The 13,977-nt window shown below is 71.1% G+C and carries 15 protein-coding genes; 9 read left to right on the top strand and 6 right to left on the bottom strand.

The window, feature by feature from the left end:
- Nucleotides 1-180: 180 nt before the first annotated feature.
- Both ITJ69_RS10580 and ITJ69_RS10575 read left to right on the top strand, forming a co-directional pair.
- Nucleotides 181-717, top strand: coding sequence for a VOC family protein (locus ITJ69_RS10580; RefSeq protein ID WP_123294480.1), 537 nt, complete (start codon nucleotides 181-183; stop codon nucleotides 715-717).
- Nucleotides 710-1,513, top strand: coding sequence for a MerR family transcriptional regulator (locus tag ITJ69_RS10575; RefSeq protein WP_194672734.1), 804 nt, complete (start codon nucleotides 710-712; stop codon nucleotides 1,511-1,513). The genes ITJ69_RS10580 and ITJ69_RS10575 overlap by 8 nt, the downstream gene beginning before the upstream one ends.
- Nucleotides 1,514-1,623: 110 nt before the next feature.
- Here ITJ69_RS10575 and ITJ69_RS10570 read toward each other — a convergent pair whose 3' ends face one another.
- Together ITJ69_RS10570 and ITJ69_RS10565 are read right to left on the bottom strand one after the other, a co-directional pair.
- Complete coding sequence (locus ITJ69_RS10570) at nucleotides 1,624-2,280, bottom strand: hypothetical protein (protein WP_123680481.1); 657 nt, start codon at nucleotides 2,278-2,280, stop codon at nucleotides 1,624-1,626.
- Complete coding sequence (locus ITJ69_RS10565) at nucleotides 2,277-4,016, bottom strand: CocE/NonD family hydrolase (protein WP_194672733.1); 1,740 nt, start codon at nucleotides 4,014-4,016, stop codon at nucleotides 2,277-2,279. Before ITJ69_RS10565 ends, ITJ69_RS10570 begins: the two co-directional genes overlap by 4 nt.
- 116 nt (nucleotides 4,017-4,132) lie before the next feature.
- Between ITJ69_RS10565 and ITJ69_RS10560 the strand changes: the two genes are divergently transcribed.
- Nucleotides 4,133-4,771 (top strand): TetR family transcriptional regulator, encoded by a 639-nt coding sequence (locus ITJ69_RS10560; RefSeq protein WP_123294477.1) that lies wholly within the window; start codon nucleotides 4,133-4,135, stop codon nucleotides 4,769-4,771.
- Here ITJ69_RS10560 and ITJ69_RS10555 read toward each other — a convergent pair.
- Nucleotides 4,737-5,540, bottom strand: a complete 804-nt coding sequence (locus tag ITJ69_RS10555; RefSeq protein ID WP_228505345.1) for an amidohydrolase family protein — start codon at nucleotides 5,538-5,540, stop codon at nucleotides 4,737-4,739. The two genes, ITJ69_RS10560 and ITJ69_RS10555, sit on opposite strands and share 35 nt — an antisense overlap.
- A gap of 1 nt (nucleotide 5,541) precedes the next feature.
- Nucleotides 5,542-5,676: a hypothetical protein gene (locus ITJ69_RS20725; RefSeq protein ID WP_267239463.1), complete on the bottom strand. Its 135-nt coding sequence runs from the start codon at nucleotides 5,674-5,676 to the stop codon at nucleotides 5,542-5,544.
- A 48-nt stretch (nucleotides 5,677-5,724) separates the two neighbouring features.
- Here ITJ69_RS20725 and ITJ69_RS10550 point away from each other — a divergent pair, with 48 nt between their 5' ends.
- Together ITJ69_RS10550 and ITJ69_RS10545 are read left to right on the top strand one after the other, a co-directional pair.
- Nucleotides 5,725-6,816 (top strand): amidohydrolase family protein, encoded by a 1,092-nt coding sequence (locus ITJ69_RS10550; protein ID WP_123680479.1) that lies wholly within the window; start codon nucleotides 5,725-5,727, stop codon nucleotides 6,814-6,816.
- Entirely contained in the window at nucleotides 6,813-7,409 is a 597-nt protein-coding gene (locus ITJ69_RS10545) for a TetR-like C-terminal domain-containing protein (protein WP_123294474.1), read from the top strand. Before ITJ69_RS10550 ends, ITJ69_RS10545 begins: the two co-directional genes overlap by 4 nt.
- 57 nt (nucleotides 7,410-7,466) lie before the next feature.
- On the opposite strand, the gene ITJ69_RS10540 is transcribed toward ITJ69_RS10545, so the two are convergent.
- Nucleotides 7,467-8,594 carry a LacI family DNA-binding transcriptional regulator gene (locus tag ITJ69_RS10540; protein ID WP_194672732.1) on the bottom strand — a complete coding sequence of 376 codons (1,128 nt, stop codon included), beginning with the start codon at nucleotides 8,592-8,594 and terminating at the stop codon, nucleotides 7,467-7,469.
- 118 nt (nucleotides 8,595-8,712) lie between these two features.
- On the opposite strand from ITJ69_RS10540, the gene ITJ69_RS10535 reads away from it, so the two are divergent.
- From ITJ69_RS10535 to ITJ69_RS10520, 4 genes are all read left to right on the top strand, one after another.
- A complete protein-coding gene (locus ITJ69_RS10535; protein ID WP_228505343.1) occupies nucleotides 8,713-10,044 on the top strand; it encodes an MFS transporter in 1,332 nt (443 codons plus the stop codon).
- Nucleotides 10,045-10,053: 9 nt separating this feature from the next.
- On the top strand, nucleotides 10,054-10,749 hold the full coding sequence (gene nucS, locus ITJ69_RS10530) for an endonuclease NucS (RefSeq protein WP_111083752.1): 696 nt from the start codon (nucleotides 10,054-10,056) through the stop codon (nucleotides 10,747-10,749).
- A gap of 226 nt (nucleotides 10,750-10,975) precedes the next feature.
- Nucleotides 10,976-11,632, top strand: coding sequence for an HAD hydrolase-like protein (locus ITJ69_RS10525; protein ID WP_123294473.1), 657 nt, complete (start codon nucleotides 10,976-10,978; stop codon nucleotides 11,630-11,632).
- Nucleotides 11,629-12,996 carry a CynX/NimT family MFS transporter gene (locus tag ITJ69_RS10520; protein ID WP_323743083.1) on the top strand — a complete coding sequence of 456 codons (1,368 nt, stop codon included), beginning with the start codon at nucleotides 11,629-11,631 and terminating at the stop codon, nucleotides 12,994-12,996. The genes ITJ69_RS10525 and ITJ69_RS10520 overlap by 4 nt, the downstream gene beginning before the upstream one ends.
- A gap of 116 nt (nucleotides 12,997-13,112) precedes the next feature.
- On the opposite strand, the gene ITJ69_RS10515 is transcribed toward ITJ69_RS10520, so the two are convergent.
- Nucleotides 13,113-13,946, bottom strand: a complete 834-nt coding sequence (locus tag ITJ69_RS10515; protein ID WP_194672731.1) for an SDR family oxidoreductase — start codon at nucleotides 13,944-13,946, stop codon at nucleotides 13,113-13,115.
- Nucleotides 13,947-13,977 lie beyond the last annotated feature (31 nt).

The following is a 13,977-nucleotide window of genomic DNA, read 5'->3' as shown; positions in this document are numbered from 1 at the left end:
TGCGGAAACGACGACACCGAACGACCCCGCTCACAGGCGGCGTGTTGCGCGAGTCTGACGGTGTCCGGAGGACGATCGTTCTCCGGACGCGGGCCGCCAACTCGGTGAACCGGGCCAACAGGTTGGTCCCAGAGTTCCCCGATTTGACCCTCACGCCGCGTGAGGGCAGAACGTGGACCCATGAGCAGCTACTACAACGCCTTTGAGATGAGCCCGGTCCCCGCCCCCGGCCCTGACGTGGTCGCGCCTGAGCCGTTCCACGGGATCTACGGGATGCCGTCGTTCGTGACGATCCCGACAACCGACCTGGCCGCTTCCGTCGACTTCTGGACCCGCGGCCTGGGCTTCTTCGACCTGTTCAGCGTGCCGGGCCAGCTCGTGCACCTGCGCCGGTGGGCCTTTCAGGACGTCCTGCTGGTCCCAACCGCGTCCGCTCCGGATCAGGCGCCGGCGGTGAGCTTCAGCTTCGCGTGCGTCCTGAACCAGATCGACACCCTCGTCACCGCGTGCCGAGCCCACGACGCGGGCGTGGTGAGCGAGCCGCGGGACACGCCCTGGGGCACCCGCGATGTCGAGGTGATCACGCCGGAGAAGGTGCGAGTCGTCTTCACTGCCGCGAAACCCTTCGAGCCGACCAGCCAGACCGCCAAGAACCTCGAAGCGATCGGCATCACCGCACCTGACGCCGACGGCGAGAAGAATGGAGCGCATGCCTGATGACAGCGACGCCGTGGACCTGACTGTTGGTCAGGCCGCGGCGCGCCTGGGCGTGACGGTCCGGACGTTGCATCACTGGGACGAGATCGCCCTTGCGAGGCCGTCGTCACGGTCAGCTGCCGGGTACCGGCTCTATGCCGAAGACGACGTCGAGCGGCTGCGGCGCATCGTCGTCTACCGCGAGCTGGGGCTCGACCTGGAAGCCATTCGGAACGTTCTCGACGATCCGAGTGCGGCCGTTGTCATTGCGCTGCGCGCCCAGCAGTCCCAGCTTGCGGCGCGGATCGAGCATCTCAGCGCGCTGGGCGATGACCTGGCCCGGATGGCCGACGCCCACGAGCACGGGCTGCTCATGACCAATGAGGAGCAGACCGCGACGTTCGGGCCTGGATGGAATCCGCAGTGGCCGGCTGAGGCGCGGCAACTCTACGGCGATACGCCGGAGTGGCGGCACTACGCCGAACGCTCGGCGTCACGCACCGTGGACGACTGGCAGGCCGTCGCCGATGCGTCTGCGGCGCTTGATCAGGCCCTTGCCGACGCCATGGATGCTGGTGTCGAACCCGGCAGCCCGGCCGCGGACGCTCTCGTTGAACAGCACCGCGAGGTGTTCTCCGCCTACTTCCCGATCACCCGGCAGATGCAGGTCGTCCTCGGCCGCATGTACGAAGCCGATCCGGGGTACGCCGCACACTACGACGGCATCCGAGCCGGGCTCGCCTCATGGTTGCGTCGCATCATCGACGCCGGCGCACGCGCCCGCGGCATCGACCCCGACACCGCCACCTGGCAGTAGGACTCGCAGCTCACGGTCGCGCGCGGAGCGGCCGACGTCGACGTGGGAACGAACGCTGCCCTGAGCCACCGTCTCGATGACCGATGGGCTACCGGACTGCGCTGCTACGGTCACCGCTCGTTGGCGGCTCGGCGGATCCAGGTGCGGAACTCGACGGCGAAGTGCTCGAGGTGCTGCTCGATCACCGCCGGGGCGCAGGTCGCCGGCAGGGTGACGGACAGACGTGCGGTGAAGCCGTCCTGCTCCTCGTCGAAGGAGTTCGCGATCGAGCCGATCACCGTCCCGTCCGCCAACAGCATGTGCGACCGGCGACCGGCAGGCGCTTCTGCGGCGGGCAGCTCCTGCTCGACGACGGCACTGTCGTCCCAGGGGCGCATGAAGAACGAGCAGACGTACTCGTCGAGGGTCTCGACGATGTTCACGTTGCGCCCCGGCTCGGCGTGGATCCCGTAGTGCTCCGGGTGTCCGGCGAGCATGACGTCCTCGCGGGCGAACGCGGCGCCGAGCCACGCACCGAACTGCGCGGCACTGATGCCCCGTGCACGGAGCGTGGTCGTGCCGGTTGCCTGCTCGCCGCCGGAGCGTCCGAGGTGGGCGCGGAGAAACGCGTCACCCGCAGCGATCTCGTCCTCGAGCAGCTCGAGCAGCTGGACCCGGCCGAGCTTCCGTTTCAGGAGCGCGAGCGCCCGGCGGGCGGAGAACAGCTCGAACCCGTCGATGGTCGAGTCGGTGTCCTCGCCGGCCAGGCGGACGGTCGCGCCGGTCACCGTGCGGCCCGGACGGGGAGCTGGAGGTACGAGGCCTGGTCGCCGCCGGTGTGCACGACGTGCCGCCCGGTGTTCGCGCCGACGTACTCGCGGATCGCCGGCATGAGCGTGCCGAGCAGGTTGCGGGAGCTCACGATGAACCGCAGCTGCTCGCCCGCGTGGAAGCGCAGGCCGACCGGGAACAGGTCGATCTCGATCTCGGCGACCTGCCCGGCAGCGAGCTTCTCGACGCGGTCGAACGAGTGCGCGGGGACGTCGTCGGTCGACAGCGCCTCGTCGAGGTGCCGGGCGGACACGCGGAGGCGTCCGTCGGAGCCCTTGTAGCGCAGGATCGTCGCGCCGTGGTCGGTGAGGTCGTGCGCCATCGCCGACTGGTTCGGCACGGTGAACGCCTGCAGCGGCGTTCCCCAGCGGTCGAGCTTCTGGACGAGGACGAACAGGTCCATGTCGTCGGCGCCCCGGGCCTCGACGAACAGGTGCGCCTTCGGGTACCCGACCAGGACGGTCTCCTCGTCGAAGCGGGTCAGGAACGAGACGGCGTCCGGGTTCGCGTCGACGGCGTAGGACGCTTCTGCAGGTGCCTCGGGCGCGGCCGTGGTCAGCGTTCGCGTTCGGGCGTCGAGGTGGTACTTCGTCGAAGCGGCGTCCTGCGGCGGGAACGACTCAGCCGGCACGGCGACCTCGTCTCCGCCCTGCAGGTCGAGGACCGAGTACCGGACGGTCGGAGTGGTCTCCCACCCGTTGTCGGCGCCCTTGAGGAAGTGGTCGAAGAACCGGCGGAGGTCCTCGACGTTCGCCGGGTCGTAGTAGTCCGGCCACTCCTGGGTGTTGTGGATCCGGAGCCACTTCTCGTCGCTGGCGATCCGACGCCAGGCGCGGAAGGTCCCGGCGGTGTGCAGGGTGTTCGAGTAGCTCGCGACGACGTACGCCGGCACCTCGATCTGCGAGAAGTCAGGGATCTTCTGCTCCCACAGGTCGGTCATCAGCGGGTGGGCGTCGACCTCGGCGAGGATGTCCTCCTTCTGGCCCTTCCCGAAGAAGCTGCCGTCCTGCAGCTGCTGTGCGAACCCGGTGTCGGGCATGCCGCCGCGCATCACGAGGTCGCGGTAGACGTCGCTGACGCCCTCCCACGGGTTGATCGCGACGAGGTGCGGGGGCTGCTCGGCGGCGGTGAACCACTGCGACACGGCGAGGTAGCTCGTGCCGCTCATGCCGACCTTGCCGTCGCACCACTCTTGCTCGGCCAGCCACTCGATGACGTCGTACGCGTCGCGGCCCTCTTGCCGGTCCCAGAGCACGCTGTCGCCCTCGGAGTCGACCACGCCGCGGATGTCGACGTTGCAGATCGCGTAGCCGTGCTCGACCCAGTACGCCGGGTCCGGTGCCTCGAACTTCTCGAGCCCGGACACCGTGCTGTTCGGCAGCCCGACGAGCCCGAACACCCCCATCACGCTGAGCGACGTGCCCTGCGCCTTGCCGTACGGGCTCCATGCCACGATCACCGGCACCGGCTCGGTACCGACCGGGCGGAACACGTCGACGTGGATGGTCGTGCCGTCGCGCAGCTGCATCGCGACGTCCTTGTCGAACACCGTGTCGACGGGCAGCGGCTTGAACTGCGGCGCGATCCGGAACCCGGCCTCGAGGGTTCGGGTGCCGGGCTCGAAGGGGGTTAGCACACCCGTGCGCGGAGCGGGCAGCGGGGTGGAGGGGACGGTCATCCTCTGGTCGGTCATCGTGTTCTCCTTCGTGCGGGAGTCCTCCGTGGGCTCGTCGTCGAGGCGAGCGTACGTCCGATCCGGCAAGAACTCAACGCGTGTTGAGAAACCCGTCGGCGGAGTAGATTGCGGGCATGGACGGAACGACGGAAGCAGCGACGACCTCCCGCGTGGGTCGCCGTCCCGGGGCGGCCAGCACCCGCACGACGGTCCTCGCGGCGGCGAGTGCGCGGTTCGCCAGCGACGGTTTCGCCGGCACGACGATCCGGGCCGTGGCGGCGGACGCCGGCGTCGACCCTTCGCAGGTGATGCAGTTCTTCGGGTCGAAGGCCGACCTGTTCGCAGCGGTGATGGCCGTGTCTCCGTCCGCACTCCGGCGCTTCGACACGGCCTTCGAGGGTCCGGACGAGCATCTCGGCGAGCGTGTCGTCCGGGCGTTCCTACAGGCCTGGGAAGGCGCCCCGGAGGAGTCGGAACCGCTGATGGCGATGCTCCGAGGTGCGATGGTCAACGAGGACGCGACGGCGCAGCTGCGGGACTTCATCCAGGCCCGCCTCGTACACGGAGCCTCCGGCGCCGATCACGAGGACCGTGCGCTCCGGGCTGGGCTCGCCGCGGCCATGCTCGTCGGGATCATCACGAGCCGGCAGGTCTTCGGGGTCCCTGCCGTGCTCGCAGCCGACCACGACACCGTCGTCGCGATCGCCGGACCCGCGATCCAGAGCGTCCTCGCCGGAGTCAGTCGAGCAGACGCCGAGCGTTCCGGGTCGTGAGTTCCCGCCAACTCGTCGCGTCGCGCGGTGGCTCGGCATCGTCGAGCGCGGCGATCTGCGCGTCCACGCCCTGCGTCGGCGTCCAGCACGAGTCGCTGCCGTAGAGCAGCCGATCCGTCCCGGCGACCTCGGCGAGGACTGGCACGTCGAGTGGGAACGGCGTGCCTGCCGTGTCGAACCAGAGCCGCCGCATCGCGTCCTTCCAAGGCATCGTGCCGGCGGCGGCGCCGAACAACTGCTGGAACAGGGCGATCCGGTCGGAGAGGACCGGCAGGGTCGCACCCGAGTGCGGCACGATGACGCGCAGGTCCGGGTACCGGTCCAGGACGCCGGCGAACACCAGGTCGACGATGCTCCTGGTGCTGTCGAACATGAACTCCAGCATCGGGCGAGGACGCCCGAGGGCGGTGTGCTCCCACCCGACGGGCGAGGTCGGGTGCACGAAGACGGCCGCGCCGCGGGCGTCGAGCTCGGCCCAGAGCGGCTCCAACGCGGGATCTCCCAGGTACTGGCCGTGCGCGTTGGACTCGAGGACGACGCCGACCGCACCCGGTCCCTGCAACGTGCGCCGGGCCTCCAGGACCGCACTGTCGACATCCGGCACCGGGAGGGACGCGAAGTACGAGAACCGGTCCGGGTGCGCGGCCGCGATCGCGGCGGCTTCGTCGTTGAGTGTCCGCGCGAGCTCCGCGGCTCGGTCGTCGTCCCCGAAGTGCACTCCGGGCGACGAGATGGACAGGACCGCTCGGGCGATCCCGCGGCGGTCCATGTCACCGAGCTGGCCGGCGAGCGACCAGCTCGGCCAGGCGGGGCATGCCGTCCGGCTGTTCGTACCCGGCTGCTCGGGCCGCTGCGACGTAGTCCGCGGTGACGAAGTGTGCGTGGACGTCGATCAGTTCGGACATCGATGGCTCCTCGTTGCGTGTAGTGAACGATTCTGTATCGTAGACCGCATGACCACGACCATTCGCAACGTCCGCACCAGCTCCGGCGGGGTGACCACAACCGAGGCTGTCGACGTCGAGTTCGACGAACACATCACCACGGTCCGTCCCGCGGGGACCGTCGCTCCAGCCGGCGGTCCGGTCGTCGACGGAACGGGGCAGTTCCTCGTCCCGGGCCTGATCGACACGCACGTCCACCTGGGCTCCCCGGCGGCGCTGTCGTCCGCAGTCCGAGCCGGCGTCACGACGATGGTCGACCTCGGGACACACCCGGACTCCCTCGTCGACGAGCAGCGACGAGCACCGGGGGCACCGGGGCTCCTCAGCGCGGGCTCGGCCGCCTCGGCGCCGGGCAGCACCCAGATCGCTCGGATGGGCTTCCCGGACGCGAGCGGCGTGAGCAGCGCAGCCGATGCCGAGCGGTACCTGGACTGGCGGGCCGCGAACGGGTCGGACCTGGTGAAGATCATCATCGAGGACCCCGACGCCACCGACGTCCCCGCGCTCGACGTCGCAACGATCACGGCCCTGGTCGACGGTGCACGCCGCCGGGGGCTCCGGACCGTGGCCCACGTCGTGACCGCCGCGTCGTTCGTCCGCGGGCTCGACACCGGGGTCGACATCCTCACGCACGCACCGCTCGACCGGCCGCTGCCGGGCGAGACCGTCCGTCGGATGGTCGACCAGGGCACCATCGCGTCACCGACCCTCGTCATGATGCGCGCGATGGCCCGCGCGCGGCTCGGGGACCGTGCCGACGCCGCATTCGAGAACGCCGTCGAGAGTGTGCGCCGGATGCACACCGCCGGTGTGCCAGTCGTCGCCGGCACGGACGCGAACGAGACCCCGTTCGCGCCGGTTCGCCACGGCGAGGCCCTCCACGAGGAGATGCTCCTCTTGCGGGACACCGGGATGACGAACGGCGCGGTACTGACCGCTGCCACGGACGGGGCAGCGGCGGCATTCGGTCTGCACGACCGCGGGCGTGTGGAAGTGGGGCTGCGTGCGGACCTCCTGCTCACGACCGGCGATCCCCTCGTCGACCCAGCCGTCCTCGCTCAGCCGGGCGCTGTGTGGGTCGGTGGGACACTCATCTCGTGAACGCTCCCGTCCGGCGGCGCGGTGCTGACCTCGAGCACGCGATCTTCGCCGCCACACTCGAACAGCTGGCTGACCACGGCATGGCGGGCCTCACCTTCGAGAACGTCGCCGCGGCAGCCGGTGCGGGCAAGGCCTCGCTCTACCGGCGCTGGACCGATCCGGAGCAGCTCGTCCTCGCTGCCCTCGCCTGGACCGAAGACACCGCGGAGCGGAGCGATCACCCCGGGGGGACCCGACTCCAGCCGGTCGGTGACCTCCGCGACGAACTCATCGCGTTCCTGTCCGATCTCGCGGACGGGCTCACCACCCCCGTCGGACGGGTCCTCGCACCACTTCTCCTGGAGCGAGAGCGACGACCCGAGATGTGGCAGCGCATCGTCGCACTGCTCATCGAGCCGCGCCAACGCCTCGTGACCGAAGCATTCGGACGCGCCGCGGCCCGTGGCGAGATCCCCTCGAGCGCTGTCAGCCCATCACGCGTCAGCGCTGGCGCCGCACTCGTGCTCGCCCGTCACCTCACCACTGGCCCGCTGTCCCGCGACGACATCGTCGAGGTCGTCGATGACGTCGTACTTCCCGCCCTGTCGCGGTGATCGTCGCGAAGTTGCGCTGACCGACTCGTAGGGGTGTGGCGGAATCCGGGGGTGGGATCAGCGCACAGCCGGCGGCGGCCCCGTCGTGTCCCCCACCCGCAACTCCGAGATGAACGACGCCGGCTGCGGCTCCGCCCCCTCGAGCATCGCCAGCGCAGCACGAGCGGCAGCCTGGCCCTTCTGCACGAACGGCTGCACGAGCGTGGTCAGGTGCCGGATCGGCGTGCGGTGCAACAGGCTGTCGTCCACCGTGATGCCGTCGAACCCGACGACGCTGACGTCCTCGGGCACCCGCAGCCCGGCGTCGAGCGCAGCCGAGATCACCCCGACGGCGATCAGGTCGCTCTGGGCGATGACGGCGGTGGGGCGAGGGCCATCGGCAGCGAAGAGTTCCACGCCGGCCAGGCGTCCTTCTTCCACCGAGCTCCCCGCCGTCTCGACCGCCACGGCGGAGGGGTAGACCTCGCGCACGCCCCGGAGCCGTTCGAGCGTCGTGAACGCGATGCCCGAGGCGAACCGGTCGTCGTCGATCGGCCCCCGCCGACGAGCAGCGTCGAGCGGCAGCGTCACCACCGTGACGTCGGCGTGCCCGAGGTCCTGCAGGTACGCAGCAGCACGGCGCGAGGCATCCCGGTTGTCGAGCTGAACAGGGACGGCACCCTCGATCTCGTCCGCCTCGATCGCGACGACGGGGATCTGCCGGCGCCGCAGCACCGCCACGGCCGGGTCGATCCGGACGTTGCACCCGACGAGCACGACGGCGTCCATCGGGGCATCGACGAGGGGGCCGGCTCCCTGTTCGTCATCGAGCGGACTCCGGACGAGCAAGAGCGAAGCGCCCGCAGCCCCGGCGACCTCGGCGATGCCGTCGAGCGTCAGGACGTTGACGGGGTCACGGAAGGCATCGCTCAGACGCTCGTCCATGACGACACCGATGACGCCGGAACGCCCTCGGCGGAGCGAACGCGCACGGGGGTCGGGGCCGCCGTAGCCGAGCTCTGCGGCGGCGGCGAGGACTCGGGCCTTGGCGTCCTCGGACACCGGGCCGCTGCCGCTGAACGCGAGCGAGGCCGTCGACGGCGCGACACCGGCGGCGCGGGCGACCGCGGCCAGCGTCGGGCGCGACGGACGGGTGCCGCCGCCGCGGGAAGGCGACGCGCCGAGTGCTGTTGCCGGTTCGTCCATCGCCGGTTAGCGTAGCGGGAACAAGCGGTCGAATCGATTCGATAGCGGCCGACTCCGAACAAAACGCGCAGCGCGACCCGCACCACGGCCACCAGCAACGAAGCACGATGGGACCACCATGACGACGCCGTCCACCCGCACCGTTCCGACCACCAGGGCCTGGATCATCGCGGTGTTCGTGGTGTTCACCCTGTCCGGGCTCGACATCGCGACGTGGCTCGGCCGGATCCCGAGCGTCCGCGACTCCCTCGGCGCGAGCACGTTCGAGATGGGTCTGCTCGTCCTGGGCATGGCCGTCGGTTCGATCGGCGGCCTGACCTTCGCCGGCCACATCGTCGCCAAGCTCGGCGCACGCCGCGGGATCCAGATCGCCGCCGCCTGTCTGGCACTCGGCATGGTCTTCGCCGGCATCGCGGTCACGCTCGGGTGGGGCTTCGCCGCCATCTGGATCGCCCTGATCGCCTTCGGGTTCGGCAACGGCCTGTGCGACGTGTCGATGAACGTCTCGGGCGCCGCAGCCGAGAAGGCCGGTGGGCGCACGATCATGCCCCTGTTCCACGCCGCGTTCAGCCTCGGCACGCTGGCGGGCGCCGGGCTCGGTGCCCTGGCCGAGCGGCTCGAGATCCCCGTCTCCGTGCACTTCATCGTGCTGGTCGTCATCACGAGCGCCGTGATGCTCGTCGCCGTCACGAAGTTCCAGGACGAGCACCGCTTCGCCGAGCAGGTCTCCACCGACACCAGCCCGGTCGCCACGCCGCTCACCCGCATGCAGGTCTGGGCGCAGCCGTCCACGATCCTCATCGGTGTGATCGTGCTCGGCATGGCCCTGGCCGAGGGATCCGCGAACGACTGGCTGCCGCTCGCGATGATCGACGGCCACGGGCTCGACAACGCCGCCGGTGCCGGCGTGCTCACCGTGTTCCTCGCGGCGATGACCGTCGGTCGCGTCGCCGGCAGCCCCCTCATCGACAAGTTCGGGCGCGTCCCGATCCTGCGCATCAGCGCCGCCGTCGCGGTGGTCGGCCTCGGCATGCTCATCTTCATCGACAACGTGCCGCTCGCGATCGTGGGCGTCGTGCTCTGGGGCCTCGGTGCCAGCCTCGGTTTCCCGATGGGCATGTCGGCCGCCGCCGACGACCCCCGCACCGCAGCCGCGAAGGTCAGCGCCGTCGCCACCATCGGGTACGTGGCGTTCCTGGCCGGTCCTCCGCTCATCGGGTTCCTCGGCGAGCACGTCGGACTGCTCGGTGCGCTCCTGGTCGTCTTCGTGTTCATCATCGCGGCGGGACTCGCGTCGGGTGCTGCCCGTGAGACCGGCGCCGCCGCCAGGCCGACCCGCGGGGGCGGCGACGGACACGGCGGGGGCGAGCCGCGCCTCCCGGCCGGCAGCGCCGACAACGCCGACAACGCGACGAGCGCGCCGTCCGGGTCGGGACGCGACGCCCGTTAGGCTTCCCGGGTGCGTCTCGTCATCGCCCGCTGCTCCGTCGACTACGCGGGCCGGCTCTCAGCCCACCTGCCGCTCGCGACCCGTCTGCTCATGCTCAAGGCGGACGGCTCACTGCTCGTGCACTCCGACGGTGGCAGCTACAAGCCGCTGAACTGGATGAGCCCGCCGTGCTCGATCGAGATGAGCGAGCCGGACGAGGAGCAGACCGTCGGTGGCATCACCGAGGTCTGGACGGTGACGCAGAAGAAGACCCAGGACCGCCTGATCGTGTCCATCCACGAGGTCATCGCGGACCAGACCCACGACCTCGGCGTCGACCCGGGGCTGGTGAAGGACGGGGTCGAGGCGCACCTGCAGCAGCTCCTCGCGGAGCAGATCGAACTGCTCGGCGACGGCCACACGCTGGTCCGCCGCGAGTACATGACCGCCATCGGGCCGGTCGACATCCTGGCGCGCGACGACGCCGGGGCGAGCGTCGCGGTCGAGATGAAGCGCAACGCCAACATCGACGCGGTCGAGCAGCTCACGCGCTACCTCGAGCTCATGAACCGCGATCCGCACCTGCGGCCGGTGCAGGGCGTGCTGGCGGCGCAGACGGTGGCGCCGCAGGCGCGCACCCTCGCCGAGGACCGCGGTATCCGCGTCCTCGTGCTCGACTACGACGCGATGCGCGGCATCGAGGGCGGGCACACCCGCCTGTTCTGAGCGCGGTCGCGTTGGTGGGTCTCCCGCCGGAACCAGGTTCCGGACACGGAACCGCGGAATCGCGTGGTGCTGTGTCCGGAACCTGGTTCCGCCCGACGGCCCGACCGCCCGACCGCCGCCCGCGCCCGACCGCCGCCGCCCGACCGGGAGGCCCGGCGCACGTCCGCCTCGTCGCGCGCGGCACCAGGGTGGTCCCGTCGACCGCCGCCGGTAGGGTGGGCAGGACATGACCAGCCCGTTCTCCGCCATCCTGTTCGACCTCGACGGCACCATCAGCGACTCCGCGCCGGGCATCCTCGAGAGCCTGACGCACACCTTCCGCACCGTGGGCGTCCCGGTGCCCGACCACGACACCCTGATGTCGTTCGTCGGCCCGCCGATCATGGACACGTTCCGGGTCGCGATGGGCATGGACGAGGCGCAGGCGGAGCACACCCTCGCCGTGTACCGCGAGCACTACTTCTCGCACGGCGCCCTCGACTCGACGATGTTCCCCGGCATCGACGTCGTGCTCCGGACGCTGCACGACGCGGGGCTGCCGATCTCGACCGCGACGAGCAAGCCCGAGACGCCGGCGACGTACATCCTCGAGCACTACGGGCTCACCGGCGACATCGACATCATCACGGGCGCCAGCGACGACGAGGTCCGGTCGAGCAAGGCCGACGTCGTCGAGGAAGCGCTGCGCCGCCTCGACGCCCGCGGGTTCGACATCAGCCGCCCGGTGCTCATCGGCGACCGGGTGCACGACGTCGAGGGCGCCACGGTGCACGGTGTCCCGGTGGTCTTCGCGGAGTGGGGGTACGGCTCCCCCGCCGAGGCCGAGGGCACCATCGCCACGGCCGCCACCCCGCTGGACCTGCTCCCGATCCTGCTGCCGTGACGGACGGGACCGACGCGACCGGCGGGACCGACGCGACCGACGCGACCGGCGGGACCGACGCGACGAGCGGGCACGGCCGGACCGGCGCGACGCGGCAGGGGCTGCGTGCCGCCGCGTGGGTACTGCCCGCCGCCATCGTCCTCATCGCACTGAACTTCCGCGGGCCGATCGTCGCGACGGCCCCGGTCATCGGCGACGTCCGGCTCGACCTCGGCCTGACGTCCACGATCGCCGGGCTGCTGACGACGATCCCCGTGCTCTGCTTCGCCCTGGCGACGCCGTTCGCCAGCTGGGTCATCGCGAAGGCCGACCCCGAGCGTGCGGTGTCCCTGTCGCTCGTCATCGTGCTCGCCGGCACCGTGGTGCGCTCGATGCCGTCGTCCGCCGCACTGCTCATCGGCACCGCGGTGATCGGCATCGGCATCACGATCGGCAACGTGGTGATTCCCGTCGTCATCCGGCGGGACACCTCGCCGGAGCGTGTCGGCCTGGTCACCGGCGTCTACACGTCGGCGCTCAACGTCGGGTCGATGATCACCTCACTCGCGACCGCTCCCCTGGCGGCGCTGTGGGGTTGGCCCGTCGCGATCGCCGTGTGGGCGGTCTTCGCGGTCATCGCCGGGTTCGCCTGGACGTACGCAGTGGGTGCCCGGGCCGCGTGGCGCCGCCCCGTGCGCTCCGACGACGACGAGCCCCTGCCGATCACCGGTCCGATCGACCAGGTGCTCGACACCGGGGCGATCCGGACGATCCGCGCCGACCGGGCCGCGGCGGCCGCTGCTGCCACCGCCGCCGAGCCGGTCCGTCCCGCACGACGACTCATCACGTGGGGGCTCACGCTGGCCTTCGGTGGCCAGGCGTTCTCGTACTACGCCCTGACCGCCTGGATCCCGACCCTGCTGCACGACGAGATCGGGTTCTCGAAGGCGTCGTCCGGGGCGAGCTCGTCGGTGTTCCAGATCCTGGCCGTGGTCGGTGCGCTCGGGGTCCCGCTGCTCGCGGCGAAGTGGCGGCCGCGGGCGATCATCGCGCTCGTCGCGTTCCTGTGGCTGGCGATGCCACTCGGGCTGCTGTTCGCCCCGCAGCTCTGGTTGCTGTGGTCGGTGCTCGGCGGCGCGGCCCAGGGCGGCGGCATCACCGTGATCTTCATCGTGATCGTGCGGATCGTGTCGAGCGACGCCGATGCCCGTCGGATGTCCGCGTTCGTGCAGGGCGGCGGGTACCTGATCGGCTCGGCCGGGCCGCTCGTCGCCGGGGCGCTGCACGGTGCGACCGGGGACTGGACGGCACCGCTGCTCGTCGTGCTCGTGTCGGTGCTGACGCTCGGGGTCGTCGGCACGATCGCCGCGCGCCGCGTGTCCTGAGCGGCGCTGCTTGTTCGCCCGCTGCGCTGCGCTTCGTGAGCAGAAATGGTCGGGTCGCCGCACCTGACCCGACCATTTCTGCTCACGAAGTCCCGCCCGCGCCCCGCCCGCGCCCACTACCGCGCGGCGAGCACCTCGCGCAGCGACATCGGGCGCCGCCCCGTGATCCGCTCGACGTCGCCGGACACGTGCGCGAGAGCCCCCTCGGCGATGGCCGTGTAGGTGCTCACCCACGCATCGGCCTGCCACGGCTCGGGGTTCCACTGCGCACGAGACGCGTACGCCTCGTCCAGCGTCTCCGGGTGGTACGTCACCGTGCGGCCACGCACCTCGGTCACCACCGCGGCGGCTTCGGCGAGCGTGATCGCCGCCGGCCCGGTCAGCTCGTACGTGCGGTCCACGTGCGCACCCGGGTCCCGCAGCACGGTGGTCGCGACCCGTGCGACGTCCGCACGGGCGACCGCCGCCATGGCGCCGTCGCCTGCTGGCCCGCGGATCACGCCGTCCTCGCCGACCAGGTCCTCGACGAAGTCCAGGTAGAAGCTGTCCCGCAGGAACGTGTACGCCGTGTCGGTCGCGCGGATCGCCTGCTCGGTCGCCCAGTGGTCGCGCCCGAGGGTGAAGGTCGCGTCCTCGGCCGCGCCGAGGAACGACGTGTAGACGACGTGCCGCACACCGGCTTCGGCAGCTGCTGCGACGAAGGTGCGGTGCTGGTCGAGCCGGTCCTCGGCCTCGGCCGCCGACACCATCAGGAGCACGTCGACCCCCTCGAGCGCCGCCCGGCTGGCGTCGGCGTCGGCGAACGTCGCGACCGCGACCTCGGCGCCGGGCAGCTCCGGCGCGCGCGCTGCGTCGCGCACGATCATCCGGAACGGCACGCCGTCCGCGGCGAGCGCGCGTGCGACGGCGCCCCCGATGTTGCCGGTCGCTCCGGTGATGGCGATGGTCATGGTCGCTCCTTCGATCGGTGTCGCGTCGGTC

The sequence above is a fragment of the Curtobacterium sp. VKM Ac-2887 genome, from assembly GCF_015350935.1.
Classification (GTDB): domain Bacteria; phylum Actinomycetota; class Actinomycetes; order Actinomycetales; family Microbacteriaceae; genus Curtobacterium.
The sequence above is the reverse complement of the archived record's forward strand: the minus strand, read 5'-3'. Positions and strand labels throughout refer to the sequence as shown.

Bases quoted from the DNA above. Each gene is read 5' to 3' on its own strand.
- ITJ69_RS10580 (WP_123294480.1), top strand. From the start codon at position 181: ATGAGCAGCTACTACAACGCCTTTGAGATGAGCCCGGTCCCCGCCCCC.
- ITJ69_RS10575 (WP_194672734.1), top strand. From the start codon at position 710: ATGCCTGATGACAGCGACGCCGTGGACCTGACTGTTGGTCAGGCCGCG.
- ITJ69_RS10565 (WP_194672733.1), bottom strand. From the start codon at position 4,016: ATGACCGACCAGAGGATGACCGTCCCCTCCACCCCGCTGCCCGCTCCG.
- ITJ69_RS10560 (WP_123294477.1), top strand. From the start codon at position 4,133: ATGGACGGAACGACGGAAGCAGCGACGACCTCCCGCGTGGGTCGCCGT.
- ITJ69_RS10555 (WP_228505345.1), bottom strand. From the start codon at position 5,540: ATGGACCGCCGCGGGATCGCCCGAGCGGTCCTGTCCATCTCGTCGCCC.
- ITJ69_RS20725 (WP_267239463.1), bottom strand. From the start codon at position 5,676: ATGTCCGAACTGATCGACGTCCACGCACACTTCGTCACCGCGGACTAC.
- ITJ69_RS10550 (WP_123680479.1), top strand. From the start codon at position 5,725: ATGACCACGACCATTCGCAACGTCCGCACCAGCTCCGGCGGGGTGACC.
- ITJ69_RS10540 (WP_194672732.1), bottom strand. From the start codon at position 8,594: ATGGACGAACCGGCAACAGCACTCGGCGCGTCGCCTTCCCGCGGCGGC.
- ITJ69_RS10535 (WP_228505343.1), top strand. From the start codon at position 8,713: ATGACGACGCCGTCCACCCGCACCGTTCCGACCACCAGGGCCTGGATC.
- ITJ69_RS10525 (WP_123294473.1), top strand. From the start codon at position 10,976: ATGACCAGCCCGTTCTCCGCCATCCTGTTCGACCTCGACGGCACCATC.
- ITJ69_RS10515 (WP_194672731.1), bottom strand. From the start codon at position 13,946: ATGACCATCGCCATCACCGGAGCGACCGGCAACATCGGGGGCGCCGTC.